Below are 12,782 nucleotides of genomic sequence, written 5' to 3' on the forward strand. Positions count from 1 at the left end.
TTGCCGGTGACTAGGCGGCAATAAAGTCAAGGTTGTTGAGTAGGTCCATAACGTCAGCAATGATGAGGACGTCGGCCTGGTCGAGAAGGTCGTTAAGCATCGTCGTCCTCCCCGTCGTCCCACGAAGTGCGGCCTGCGCGCTTGAGTGCTGCGTCGTCTAGAGCCTTGAGGGCGTCGAGCCATACAGTCACGTCTCGGCTGGCGCGGTACGCGTCCACTAGCTCGTACTGGAGATCGTCGCGTGAGATGTCGTCGCGGCCGGTGACTTGGCGAATGATGGCGCGCTCTTCTTCGGCCAGGGCTCGTTGCCAGGCGAGGAACTCTTCGCGCTGGGCTTCACGTTCACGTTTGGCGCGGGCTTCGGCGTCAACCGCCTCGGCACACTCACGGCAGATAACGACCGGCCTGGGGTTGCCCAGGCGACGAATGTCGTCGCGGTTGATATAGACCGGCGAGTCCTGGCGGTCGAAGGCTCGGCCGTCGTAGTAGACGCCACCCGTGCGGCGAATATGCGCGATTACGGTATGCTGGTCATGATTCGAGTTGATAGACGGCTCGTTGTTTCCCTCGTTGGTGTTGGTCGCACCAGCGGGGGCGTTTTGGTTTTTCGTGATCATGGTGTCTCCTTAGACGACAATGTCTTGGGGTGGGATTGGGGCGTCGGTGGTGCCGGATGGGTGCATCGTGGTCACAGTGTCTGGGCGGTAGCGAACACCAGACGGATCGGTGATAGCCGCTCCCTTGTAGCGGACTCGGACGGGATAGCCGTTGCTGTAGTGGGTGGCACGGTGCACGTTGTGGTGCATGGCTTCTTTGCGGACAGTGTCGCGGATGCTGTCGAGGATGTAGATCGCGTTCTTCAGGTTTTCGGGCAGCTCGACGAACTCCGGGCAAGTGCCGTTGATGTCCTGAATTTCTGCGTTAGCAGCGTCGAGCGAAGCAAGCACGCTATCAGCGAGGTAAGCGAGCGAGTCTTGCGGCAAATACTTTGCAAGCAATTACGCCACCTCCAGGGTTTCGGGGAGCTCGTCGATTCCGAGAAGCTCGAGAAGTGGCGCAGTCGGGACGACATAGCGGCCCCCAATCTGAATGACCTTCGTGGGGAAGTTGTCGGCGCGAATAGCGGCGTACGCGCTGCTGAACGAAATGCCCAACAGAGTCGCGGCCTGCCGAACACTCACGGTGGCGGGTGAGAGTAAAGACATAAGGCTCCTTGAAGTGTTTGAATTGTGCAACTATTTTGGCACAACACGAACATAACACATCGCGAACTAATAAAAAAGCACATAATGAACATATTGCGAATGTTCGAGTCGTGCAGCATGATTGACACATGGAAAACAGCGACGGCAACCAATTTGGAAAGAACCTCGTTAGAATCCGCGAGAGGCTTGAAGTAAACCGCACTGAACTGCAACGACGTATTGCTGAACGTGGCCACGACATGCATATGACGACGCTTCGGCGTATTGAATCGGGAGAACAGGAACCTAAAATCTCCGACGCAATTCGAATTGCCGAGGCTCTCGGGGTGTCAGTTGAACTCTTGCTTTCCAGTTCAAATGAGTATCCGGTCCTAAACGATGTTGAGCTATCCCGTGCGCAGTATCATGCGGCAGTTCGAGAAGCGTGCATTGCACTAAGTGAATGGGAAAAGCGAGGGCGCGAGCTTTTTAAGAACCTTCAGGACGCGCGAGATGCAGGCGTGCCCGAAAAACTATTGTTCGATGCAGCGGATGAACTCGGACGCTCTAACAATATCTACGGAGTGCTAGAGACCTGGGAATCTTCTTCAACAGGGGGTCAAAATTGGTATGAAACTCTCCTTGGGGAAACTGGGCGGGAGTGATGGCTCGCGGTAGGCCGGCTACTCCGTTGGGGACGCATGGTGAAGTCCATGTAACGCCACTGTCGGAAAGCAACAATAAGTTCAGGGCTTCAACCTATTTACGCTTATTGAACGGTAAAACCGTTCGCGTGCGCGCAACCGGGGCCAGTGAAGCGAAAGCTAAACGAGCACTTGAAGAGCGATGCGCGCAACGGCTCCAGGGCGAGGACAACGAGGAGCTAGGCACCACCTCGAGACTGTCACGACTCATTGAACTATGGATCGCACAACACGACGTCTCCGAAAGCTCCCGTAACACGTACCAAAAATGCATCGACCTACATATCAACCAGCAGATAGGCGACATTCGACTAAACGAGCTGTCAACGCAAAAACTACAAGCATTCCTAGAGTCCCTAAGCCCTGGCACGGCTAAGACAGCACGTGCGGCCCTGGGAAGCGCTGCGGGACTCGCGGTGCGGTGGGGAGTGATGAACCGAAACCCCGTTCGCGATACGAAACTTAAAGCCACAAAGAGAAAAGACCCCAACGCGCTAACAGACAAAGAGATGGACGACTACCGGAACGCCGTCGAAAAATGGTGTGGCAGCAACGAGATGGGCACCAAACGCGGTGAGTCCCTGCTTGAGATCGTTGACGTGTTGCGCGGTAGCGGCATGAGGATCGGTGAAGTTCTAGGGCTCGTCTGGAGTGACATAGACCTAGATAAGGGCACGGTTGCCATTACTGGGCAAGTGGACAACAAGGGCGGGCGAAAGAATTGGCCTAAGACCGAATCGTCCAGGCGCATAATCACGGTGAATCAGGGCGCGGTCAATGCGCTGCGCAGGCAGTGGGAGAAAGAATATCGCCCGTATATGGGCGATACCGTGTTTCCAACGCGCAACGGAACTTTTCGTACTGTCGCCAATGTTGAGGGCGACTTAAGGAAAGCTCGAGGGGAGATGAAGATCGTCCCCCACGACTTCAGAAAGACAGTGGCAACACGCATCGAAGAGAAGTACGGCATGTTAGCGGCGTCGCGGTATCTGGGTCATTCCTCGACAAAGGTTACAGAGCAATCCTATCTTGCACGCCCTGACGTGCTGCCGAACTATACCGACGCGTTCTAAATGACTAGAAAGTGTCTAAATAGTAATCGGATTATTTGATGATAGGTCAAATTAGATGGACAGTTTTAGTGTCCTAAGCTGCACTAATTGGAGACACTGAAAATAACGGCACGGAACAAAACGACCAAAAACTAAGCGTAGGTTGCGAGTTCAAGTCTCGTCTCCAGCTCAAGACTGCTTTACGTGGAGCTCCCCGGTGTCCAAGAACGCCAGGAGGAGCTCCACTATTTTTTTGCGTGAAGTCGCCGGAATCTTGCGCTCGGTCAGGTGGTCATGCACCCACAAGCCGTTGCCCAGCAGCGTTACGATGAGCGGGCTGAGGTTATTTCCGGCTGGGTCGGGCATCCAGCGCTTGTCGACGTCACGCCATTGCTCCATGAAGTCCGCGTGTTGCTGTGAGTGAATGCTCATCAGCAGCTCGATGAGCGGATCGTTCTTGCCCAAGGACAAGATGAGTGCCCGGTAGCGCTCCTTCTCACTGAGCTCCTCCGCCTTCTTGCCACCAGCCAGCGCCTCCAGCTCGTCCTCCCAGCGCTGCGCGCAGAAGCGGTGGCAGTCCACCAGCAGCGCGTGCCGGGAGGGGAAGTGGTAGATGAGCCCCGACTTGGAGATGCCGGTGGCGGTGGCGAGGGCGTCGTAAGTCACGGCGTGCACGCCCTCCGCCTCGATGATGGCGAGGGCGGCCTCGAGGGCCTCGGTCTTCTTGCTAATGCGCGGCATTATTGCCTCCAGACTTGGGGTTGTGCTTGAAGCACCAGCCGGTTACTGCGGCTAGAACGAGCATAAAGGCCATGAGCCCGCCCAAGGTGGTGAGGTAGGCCTCGTTGTAGGCGCTGGCGGCGGTGTCGTGGGTCGCGGCGTCGTAAAGCGCCTGCATGCCTGAGATGCCTTCGGGAAGGTTGCGGGCGTAGAGCAACGGGAGGATGGAGCCCGTGATTGCGATGGACAGCAACGTGCCGAACTCGTAGGAGACCTCCTCCACGCCCGCGGCCATGCCGGAGCGGTGCGCCGGTGCCGCGCCGATGATGGCCGTGGAGGACACGGACATCGTCAAGCCCGCGCCAATACCCATCGTGAGCATGCCCGCGACGAAGAGCCAGAAGATGCCGTGGTGGCCGGCCCACATTGCGATGCCGATGCCCGCCGCCATGAACAGGAAACCGCCCGCGATGATGGGCAGAAAACCCCAGCGGTGCAGGTTAGCGCCGCCCAGCGTGGACATCGGGAGTGCAGCGATGGCCACCGCGGAGATGGTCAGGCCGGCGTGGAGGGGCGAGAGGCCGTCGACAAGCTGCAGCTTTTGGGTAGTGAGCATCTCCAAGCCGGACATGCCAAACATGGCGCCGCCCGCGGTGATGACGCCGCCGGTAAAGACGGGGGAGCGGAAGATGTCGAAGGTCAGCAGTGGGTCCGTGAGCTGGTTCTGGCGGCGGGCAAAGAGGAATGCGCCGACGAGGAAGACCAGCAGTGCGCCACCGGCGAGACTGAAATGGGAGCCCGCGAAGGACTTGATGGAAAGCACCAGCGAAGACAGCGTCACTAGGGCGAAGAGCGAGGAGATGAAGTCCCAGTGTTTCTCGGGATTCGGCTGATTGGGAGGTGCGAGAAAGTAGGTCAGGGTCAGTGCAATGAGGACGATGGGCACGTTGATGAGGAAGACCGAACCCCACCAAAAGTGCTCCAACAGGAATCCTCCCACGGTGGGGCCGGCGGCGGCGCCGACTACGGCGACCGAGCCCCAGATGCCGATGGCGGTGTTGCGCTCGATTTCGTCGTCGAAGGTCAGGCGAATGAGCGCGAGAGTTGCGGGCATCATGACGGCAGCGCCGAGTCCGAGCAGCGCGCGGGCCCCGACGAGGAACCATGCGCTGGGGGCGAGGGCTGCAGCTAGGGAGGCTCCGCCAAACAGGAAGAGGCCGCTGACGAACATGCGGCGGTGGCCGATGCGGTCGCCCAAGGTACCGGTGCCTAAAAGAAGGCCGGCGAGCACTAGCGCGTAAGCGTTGATGATCCACAGCTGCTGAGTCGAGGTGGTGTGGAGCTGCTCAGCGAGTGCGGGGAGCGCGGTGTACAGGATGGAGTTATCCAGGCCGATCATGAGCAGGCCGAGGGAGACCACAGCGAAGAACGTCCAGCGTTGGGCCTTTGTCGGTTGGGTGGCGGCGTGATTGTGCTCGGTATTTAGTGCGACCATGCGGGATACTGTACCGAACGGTCATTACAGTTTCAAACCCGTGGAAGGGCGTGTGCTCCGTGTCACCCGAGTGGGGTGAGCGTGAGTCTTAAGCAATTTGTTGGCACGGCAGTGCCTGTGCGAGGACACTGGGGTGCGGAGATTTTCTAAAGACTTTCTAGTTACAAAATCCTCAAGACTATTTCTGAAAGAAGCACAATTATGGCGAAAAATTACGCAGAACAGCTCGTAGAAACTCTCGAGGCGCAGGGTGTCGAGCGCATTTATGGCCTCGTGGGTGACTCCCTGAACCCTATTGTTGACGCAGTCCGCCGCTCCTCGATCGACTGGGTTCACGTCCGCAACGAGGAAGCCGCAGCCTTCGCCGCTGAGGCAGATTCCCTGACCACCGGCAAGCTTGCGGTGTGTGCGGCATCGTGCGGCCCTGGTAACACCCACTTGGTGCAGGGGCTTTACGACGCCCACCGCAACGGCGCCAAGGTCCTAGCCATCGCCTCCCACATCCCATCCCGCCAGATCGGCTCCAAGTTCTTCCAGGAGACCCACCCGGAGATGCTCTTCAACGAGTGCTCCGCTTACTGCGAGATGGTCAATTCTGCTGATCAGGGCGGCGTTATCCTGCACCACGCAATCCAGTCCACCATGGCTGGCAAGGGTGTATCCGTGCTGGTCATCCCGGGCGACGTTTCCACGCAGGAGGCTGGGGACGACACCTTTACCGGCTCCACCATCTCCGCCGGCCGCCCGGTTGTGTTCCCAGACCCAGCCGAGGCTGCAGCCCTGACTCAGGCCATCAATGAGGCTAAGACCGTGGCGCTCTTCGTCGGTGCAGGCGTCAAGGATGCGCGTGAGCAGGTGCTGGCTCTGGCTGAGAAGATCAAGGCGCCAATCGGCCACGCCCTGGGCGGCAAGATGTACATCCAGTACGACAACCCGTTCGACGTCGGCATGTCCGGTCTGCTGGGGTACGGCGCGGCTCACGACGCCACCCACGAGGCCGATCTGCTCATCCTGCTGGGCACCGACTTCCCGTACAACGACTTCCTGTCAAAGGAGAACGTGGCGCAGGTCGACATCGACGGCTCCCACATCGGCCGCCGTACCAAGATCAAGTACCCGGTCACCGGTGACGTTGCTGCCACCATCGAGAACATCCTTCCGCACATTGATGAGAAGAAGGATCGCCGCTTCCTGGACAAGATGCTCAAGGAGCACTACAACAAGCTCAACCACGTGGTGGAGGCCTACACCAAGAAGGCTGAGAAGATGAAGCCTATCCACCCAGAGTTCGTGGCCAACATCATCGATGAAGAAGCGGCTGACGACGCCGTCTTCACCGTCGACACCGGCATGTGCAACGTCTGGGGCGCGCGCTACATCACGCCGAACGGCAAGCGCGAGCAGATCGGCTCCTTCCGCCACGGCACCATGGCCAACGCCCTTCCGATGGCCATTGGAGCACAGGCCGCTAACGAAGGCCGCCAGGTCATTTCCTTCTCTGGCGATGGCGGACTGTCCATGCTCATGGGTGAGCTGCTCACCGTGAAGCTGCACAACCTGCCGGTGAAGACCTTCGTCTTCAACAACTCCTCGCTGGGTATGGTCAAGCTGGAGATGCTGGTCCAAGGCCTGCCAGAGCACGAGACCGACCACGCACACGTGGACTACGCGGCGATTGCTGAGGCTGCGGGCATCAAGCACATCCGCATCGAGGACCCAAAGAAGGCCCGCAAGCAGATCCGCGAGGCGCTGGCATTCGACGGCCCAGTTCTGGTGGACATGGTCACCGACCCGAACGCACTGTCCATCCCACCGACACTGACCTTCGAGCAGCTTCTGGGCTTCTCCAAGGCAGCTACCCGCACTGTATTCGGCGGCGGCGTGGGCCAGATGCTGCAGCTGGCACAGTCCAACCTGCGTAACATCCCGCGTCCGTAGCGAGCTAAAGCTCGCTACGGACGGCCAAGCGGCTCGCTACGGACGGCCAAGCGGCTCGCTACGGGAGGCCAAAAGGCTCGCTACGGGAGGCCAAAAGGCTCGCTAGCTTTTGTGCGGATCGCGCACCGGAATGAGGATGAGCGCGCCGACGAGCAGGACCAGGCCGATGGCCAGCACGCCGCCGCGGTCGCCTTGGCCGAGCCACGACACAAACAGGCCGAAGAGCAGGGGAGTCAGCCAGCTCACCGCGCGGCCGGTCGTGGCATAAAGTCCGAACATCTCGCCCTCGCGGCCCGCAGGGGCAACGCGGGCGAGGAAGCCACGGGCCGAAGCCTGCGCCGGGCCCACACATAGGCACAGGACGAGCCCGCAAATCCAGAAGGCCGTGGCGCCCGAAGCAAAATACATCACAATGGCCATCGCCGTGAGCGTGATGAGACAGGTGACGATGATGGCCTTGGGGCCCACATGGTCGTCGATAAGCCCGCCTATCACCGCACCCAGTGCAGCGGCGACGTTGGCGGCAACGCCGAAGATGAGGACGTCGCCAGGCAAAAGCCCATAGACGGATACGCCGAGCACGGCACCAAAACTAAACACCGCGGACAATCCGTCGCGGAATATGGCGGAGGCGAAAAGAAAGTAGACCGCATTGCGGTCCACCTGCCACAGATCCCGCAGCGTGCGGAAGAGCTCCTTGTAGGAATCCACCACGCCGCCGGCCGCACCGCCCGAAGGCGTAATTTCCGGAACACGAAACAGCACTGGCAGGGCGCTCACACCAAACCAGATGGCCGCCAGCAGCGCCACCATGCGCATGTTGAAGCCGCCCTCCGTGGAAAGCCCCAGCGCGCCGCCATCCCCGGACACGAAACCGAAGTAGCAGATGAGCAGCAGCACGATGCCGCCAAAATAGCCCGCGGACCAGCCCAGGCCGGAGACCCTGCCCACCTTGTCCTCCTCAGCCACCTGATTGAGCTGCGCGAAGTAGTTGACCTCAGCGAACTGGATGGTCACTGAGCCCACCGCGAGGACCAGCAGACCCAGCCAGAAGTACACGGGCGCATCGTTGCGGATGAATGCGAGTGCCGCCATGGCAAGGAACGTCATAAGAGACCAAAAGCCCAGCGCGCGGCGGCGCCTGCCCAACCGGTCGGAGCGCTGCCCCATGACCGGGGTGACCGCAAAGATAACAAGGCCCGCCACCGTCATGGACCATGACAGCCACTGTGCGGGAGTGAACTGAGAATCGATCTGCTTGCCCACCGAGTCGGTCAAGTAGACGGAGAAGATGAAGGTCACCAGCACCGCGTTGAACGCAGCCGAACCCCAGTCCCACATTGCCCAAGCTGCCACGGTCGCCTTGTCCGTGCGCATGTTTGTGCGCTTGCGCGTGGGCGTATCAAAACCCGTACTAGGAGAGGCGAGCGAGTTGGCCGGGGAGTCAGTCATAAGTCGAAATACTAAGGCCTAGAAAAGGATTCTGCTTGACTTAGGGAAAATAGCTAGCCTGGAGGTTCACAGGTTGCGTCCAGAATCTCTTCAGTGCCCTTGGATGGCGAGGTGTCATTATCTAAAAGAAGCTCAAGAGAGAAACATTTAATCCGCAATCTCCCAACATCTGCCAAACGCAGCCACTGAAGGAAGTTACAAGAAACAATGGACGATAGTAAAGAAGTAAAAGTCCTCGTAGTTGACGATGAGCCAAATATCGTGGAGTTACTCACCGTATCCCTGAAGTTCCAGGGATTCGAAGTATTTAGTGCTAACTCTGGCACCGAAGCGCTGCGCGTGGCCCGCGAAGTCAACCCAGACGCCTACATCATGGACGTCATGATGCCCGGCATGGATGGCTTTGAGCTCCTAGGCAAGCTGCGCCAGGAAGGCCTCGACGGCCCGGTCCTTTACCTGACCGCCAAGGACAGCGTGGATCAGCGCATCCACGGCCTGACCATCGGCGCCGATGACTATGTGACCAAGCCATTCAGCCTAGAAGAGGTCATCACCCGCCTGCGCGTCATCCTGCGCCGCGGCGCCAACGTGGACGACGTTAACAATGACGCCACCATCTCCTATGCGGATCTGACCCTCAACGATGACACCCACGAGGTCACCAAGGGCGGCGAGATCATCGAGCTTTCGCCCACAGAGTTCAACCTTTTGCGCTACCTGATGCAGAACAAGGAAGTCGTGCTTTCCAAGTCCAAGATTCTGGACAACGTGTGGCACTACGACTTCGGTGGTGACGGCAACGTCGTCGAATCTTATATTTCCTACCTGCGCCGCAAGATCGATACCGGGGATACCCAGCTCATCCACACCGTCCGCGGCGTCGGCTATGTGCTGCGTATGCCGCGCTCCTAAGCGTCCTCAAAGTCCGAGAAACTAAAACCTAATGAGCACTTCTGATTCCGCGGCACCAAAGGTACCGCTTGATTCGCCTGAACCGGTGGTAACTACGGGCGCTGCGGTTCCCGTCGGCGAGCCTGCTAAGCGACGCCGCGTGCAGCGACCCAAGGCGATGCCTTTGCGCACTTGGTTGCTCGTGCTCATGGTCTTGGTCTCTGGTCTGGGTCTTGCCGGTTCCTCGTTGGCTGTTTCCTCGATCATGACTGACGTCATGTACGCGAACGTGGACGAGCAGCTCAAAGAGGCCACCAATGGCTGGGTTCGCAACCTGAGCAACGATTCCTACGCGGGCGACTACTCCCGGCGTCCACCGACGGAATACGTTGTTTTGTCCTATCTGCCGGACGGAACCATTCTCTACACCGGCCCCAATGCCAGCATGCCGGACGCCAAGAAGCTCTATATTGATGACGAGCCGGCAACCATCAATTCAGTGGGAGATTCTGAAACCAAGTGGCGTGCCGTGGCCATCAAGCAAAACGGCACGGTCACCATCGTGGCCAAAGACCTGACCCGTGAGACGATCATGCTGCGCGGTCTCGCGATCGTGCAGATCATCATTACAGCGGTGGTCATGGGCATCATCGCTGTTGTCGGTATGTGGTTCATCCGCCGCGCGCTGCGCCCATTGCGAGTGGTGGAGAAAACTGCCTCGCAGATTGCGGCGGGAGACCTCGACAAGCGTGTCCCGGATTGGCCGCTACACACCGAGGTGGGCCAGCTTTCCGCCGCCCTCAACATCATGCTGGGGCAGCTGCAGCGTTCCGTGGTGCAGGCGCAGGAGAAAGAGGAACAGATGCGCCGCTTCGTGGGCGATGCCTCCCACGAGTTGCGCACCCCGCTTACCAGTTTGCGTGGCTACACCGAGTTGTATCGCTCCGGCGCCACGCAGGACGTGGACATGGTCTTTTCCAAGATTGATGATGAGTCCAAGCGCATGTCCCTTCTGGTTGAGGATCTCCTCGCGTTGACCCGTGCGGAGGGGTCGCGCCTAGACATGGGCACCGTGGATATGCTTGAACTAGTGCTCTCAGCTGGTTCTTCGGCCCGCGCGGCCTTCCCTGGTCGCCAGATCGATGTGGTCAATGAGGCCGCCGATATCCCGCTGGTTAAGGGTGATCCTGACCGTCTGCACCAGGTGCTGCTCAACCTGGTCTCCAACGCGCTTCGCCACGGTGGCGAGGAAGCGAAGGTCAAGCTCACCATCCGCGAGGAAGCGGGGGAGAAGGGCACTGATGTGCTTATCGACGTCGCGGATGACGGCAAGGGCATGACCCCCGAGGATGCCAGCCACATCTTTGAACGCTTCTACCGCGCGGATACCTCGCGTACCCGCGATACAGGCGGCTCCGGTTTAGGCCTGGCCATTGTGAAGTCCCTTGTGGAACAACACGGAGGCAGGATCTCTGTGGAGTCTGCGCTGGGCGAAGGCTCAACGTTTACGTTGCGCCTGCCCGCGCTGGCTGCCTAGCGGCGGCCTTCCTCGTCAGTGCCGAGGTGCTGACGGATGCGGGCTGCTGCCTCATCCATGGCGGCCGGGTCGGTGGCGTCGGCGGCATAAGCCTTGGCGAAGTCATACTCCTCCATCTTCTCGGTGGGGAAGAGGTGGATGTGGGTGTGTGGCACATCGAAGCCCGCGATGATGTAGCCGGTGCGTGGGGTGTCAAAGGCGGTCTTGATAGCAGCGCCAATTTCCAGTGCCACCGCATTGAGGTGCGCCCACGTAGCTGGGTCAAGGTCAGTCCACTTATCTACTTCCTCGACTGGTACCACGAGGGTGTGGCCGTAGCGCAGCGGTTCGATGGACAAAAAAGCCACGCAGGTTTCATCGCGGTAGACAAAGCGGCCTGGCAGCTCGCCATTAATAATCTTGGTAAATACAGAAGACATGGTGACTAGGCTACCGCCAGTTAAGATAGGCGGCATGCGCATTCTCGTAATTGGCTCGGGCGGCCGCGAACACGCCCTGCTCAAAGGTCTCAAGGCAGATCCACTGACCACCGAACTTCACGTTGCCCCTGGCTCGCCTAATTTCGCGGACTTGGCCACCGTGCACCCTGCGTACTCCAAGGTTGATGACCCAGCTCAGATGCTTCAGCTGGCGCAGAAGATTGACGCTGAGCTCGTCGTCGTCGGCCCCGAGGTGCCGCTTGTGGCCGGCGTTGCCGACGAGCTGCGTGCCAACGGCATCGCCGTGTTTGGCCCCAACAAGTCCGCAGCTCAGATCGAGGGTTCCAAGGCTTTTGCCAAGGACATCATGAACGCAGCTGGCGTGAAGACGGCGCGTGCGGAGCAGCTCGTGCCGGGCACGTCCGATGCCGAGATCGAGGCAGCACTCGACCGCTTCGGCCCGCACTTCGTGGTCAAGGATGATGGACTTGCTGGCGGCAAGGGTGTTGTGGTCACCGATGATCGCGCTGCTGCCAAAGAGCACGTGAACGAGGTTCACGCGGCAGGAAACCCGGTCCTGCTCGAATCTTTCCTCGATGGCCCAGAAGTTTCCCTGTTCTGCTTGGTCGACGGCGAGACCGTTGTCCCGCTGCTGCCGGCACAGGACCACAAGCGTGCCTACGACAATGACGAGGGTCCCAATACCGGCGGCATGGGGGCGTACACCCCGTTGCCGTGGCTGCCTGCCGACGGCGTGCAGCGCATCGTGGATGAAGTGTGCAAGCCGGTTGCCGCAGAAATGGTCAAGCGCGGCAACCCGTACTCGGGCTTGCTTTACGCCGGTCTGGCGTGGGGCAAGGAAGGCATTGCCGTCGTTGAGTTCAACTGCCGCTTCGGCGACCCAGAAACCCAGGCTGTTTTGTCCATGTTGGAGTCCCCGTTGGCGGAGGCGCTGAACGCCACCGCTACTGGCACGCTCGCGGAGCTGGACGAGCTGAAGTGGAAGGACGGCTACGCCGTTACCGTCGTCCTGGCAGCAGAGGGCTACCCGGCCTCCCCACGCAAGGGCGACGTCATCACTGGCCCAGGTCTGGATGACCCGAACAAGGTTCTCCACGCGGGCACCTCGCAAGCCGAAGGCTCGCCAGGTGTTGAAGAGGAAGTCGATGTCATCTCCAACGGCGGCCGCGTGCTCAATGTCTTGGGCCAGGGCGCCACGCTCGCCGAGGCACGAGCTGCCGCCTACGAGGTGCTAGAAGGCCTCAAACTGGAAGGCAGCTTCTACCGTCGCGACATCGGAAAGCGTGCCGAAGACGGCGAGATTTCTATCTAGCTTTTTCTAACGCACCCCCGTATAGCCCAGCTTGCTTCCAAAAGGTTCAGGCTGGGC

General features: G+C 59.7%; 13 protein-coding genes. 6 read left to right on the plus strand and 7 right to left on the minus strand.

The genetic code is table 11. The features are described from left to right. Positions 1-92: 92 nt before the first annotated feature. From CHU71_RS02530 to CHU71_RS02540, 3 genes are read right to left on the minus strand one after another with little or no spacing between them, the layout of a single operon-like run. Positions 93-617, minus strand: a complete 525-nt coding sequence (locus CHU71_RS02530) for a hypothetical protein (RefSeq protein WP_147760078.1) — start codon at positions 615-617, stop codon at positions 93-95. A gap of 9 nt (positions 618-626) precedes the next feature. Next, entirely contained in the window at positions 627-998 is a 372-nt protein-coding gene (locus CHU71_RS02535; protein ID WP_147760079.1) for a hypothetical protein, read from the minus strand. After that, positions 999-1,205 (minus strand): AlpA family transcriptional regulator, encoded by a 207-nt coding sequence (locus tag CHU71_RS02540; protein WP_147760080.1) that lies wholly within the window; start codon positions 1,203-1,205, stop codon positions 999-1,001. A gap of 128 nt (positions 1,206-1,333) precedes the next feature. Here CHU71_RS02540 and CHU71_RS02545 point away from each other — a divergent pair, with 128 nt between their 5' ends. Together CHU71_RS02545 and CHU71_RS02550 are read left to right on the plus strand one after the other, a co-directional pair. Continuing rightward, on the plus strand, positions 1,334-1,849 hold the full coding sequence (locus CHU71_RS02545; RefSeq protein WP_147760081.1) for a helix-turn-helix domain-containing protein: 516 nt from the start codon (positions 1,334-1,336) through the stop codon (positions 1,847-1,849). Positions 1,850-1,977: 128 nt separating this feature from the next. Further along, on the plus strand, positions 1,978-2,961 hold the full coding sequence (locus tag CHU71_RS02550) for a tyrosine-type recombinase/integrase (protein WP_187271999.1): 984 nt from the start codon (positions 1,978-1,980) through the stop codon (positions 2,959-2,961). Between the two features lie 168 nt (positions 2,962-3,129). Here the strand turns inward: CHU71_RS02550 and CHU71_RS02555 are convergent, their stop codons facing one another. Both CHU71_RS02555 and CHU71_RS02560 read right to left on the minus strand, forming a co-directional pair. After that, positions 3,130-3,681: a TetR/AcrR family transcriptional regulator gene (locus tag CHU71_RS02555; RefSeq protein ID WP_147760083.1), complete on the minus strand. Its 552-nt coding sequence runs from the start codon at positions 3,679-3,681 to the stop codon at positions 3,130-3,132. Next, positions 3,668-5,155: an MFS transporter gene (locus CHU71_RS02560; RefSeq protein ID WP_147760084.1), complete on the minus strand. Its 1,488-nt coding sequence runs from the start codon at positions 5,153-5,155 to the stop codon at positions 3,668-3,670. The genes CHU71_RS02555 and CHU71_RS02560 overlap by 14 nt, the downstream gene beginning before the upstream one ends. 201 nt (positions 5,156-5,356) lie before the next feature. On the opposite strand from CHU71_RS02560, the gene CHU71_RS02565 reads away from it, so the two are divergent. Then, entirely contained in the window at positions 5,357-7,093 is a 1,737-nt protein-coding gene (locus tag CHU71_RS02565) for a pyruvate dehydrogenase (RefSeq protein ID WP_147760085.1), read from the plus strand. 102 nt (positions 7,094-7,195) lie between these two features. Here the strand turns inward: CHU71_RS02565 and CHU71_RS02570 are convergent, their stop codons facing one another. Continuing rightward, positions 7,196-8,545, minus strand: a complete 1,350-nt coding sequence (locus tag CHU71_RS02570; protein WP_147760086.1) for an MFS transporter — start codon at positions 8,543-8,545, stop codon at positions 7,196-7,198. A 207-nt stretch (positions 8,546-8,752) separates the two neighbouring features. On the opposite strand from CHU71_RS02570, the gene CHU71_RS02575 reads away from it, so the two are divergent. Both CHU71_RS02575 and CHU71_RS02580 read left to right on the plus strand, forming a co-directional pair. Further along, the gene (locus CHU71_RS02575; RefSeq protein WP_049147033.1) at positions 8,753-9,457 is read left to right on the plus strand and encodes a response regulator transcription factor; all 705 of its coding nucleotides are present in this window, start codon (positions 8,753-8,755) and stop codon (positions 9,455-9,457) included. 157 nt (positions 9,458-9,614) lie between these two features. Continuing rightward, positions 9,615-10,973 (plus strand): cell wall metabolism sensor histidine kinase WalK, encoded by a 1,359-nt coding sequence (locus CHU71_RS02580; RefSeq protein ID WP_100619523.1) that lies wholly within the window; start codon positions 9,615-9,617, stop codon positions 10,971-10,973. On the opposite strand, the gene CHU71_RS02585 is transcribed toward CHU71_RS02580, so the two are convergent. After that, complete coding sequence (locus CHU71_RS02585; protein ID WP_005531319.1) at positions 10,970-11,392, minus strand: HIT family protein; 423 nt, start codon at positions 11,390-11,392, stop codon at positions 10,970-10,972. The genes CHU71_RS02580 and CHU71_RS02585 overlap by 4 nt on opposite strands. Positions 11,393-11,426: 34 nt before the next feature. Here CHU71_RS02585 and purD point away from each other — a divergent pair, with 34 nt between their 5' ends. Beyond that, positions 11,427-12,725: a phosphoribosylamine--glycine ligase gene (purD, locus tag CHU71_RS02590; RefSeq protein ID WP_049147032.1), complete on the plus strand. Its 1,299-nt coding sequence runs from the start codon at positions 11,427-11,429 to the stop codon at positions 12,723-12,725. Positions 12,726-12,782: the final 57 nt, after the last annotated feature.

The organism is Corynebacterium sp. LK14, assembly GCF_008042215.1.
In the GTDB taxonomy this organism is placed as follows: domain Bacteria; phylum Actinomycetota; class Actinomycetes; order Mycobacteriales; family Mycobacteriaceae; genus Corynebacterium; species Corynebacterium striatum.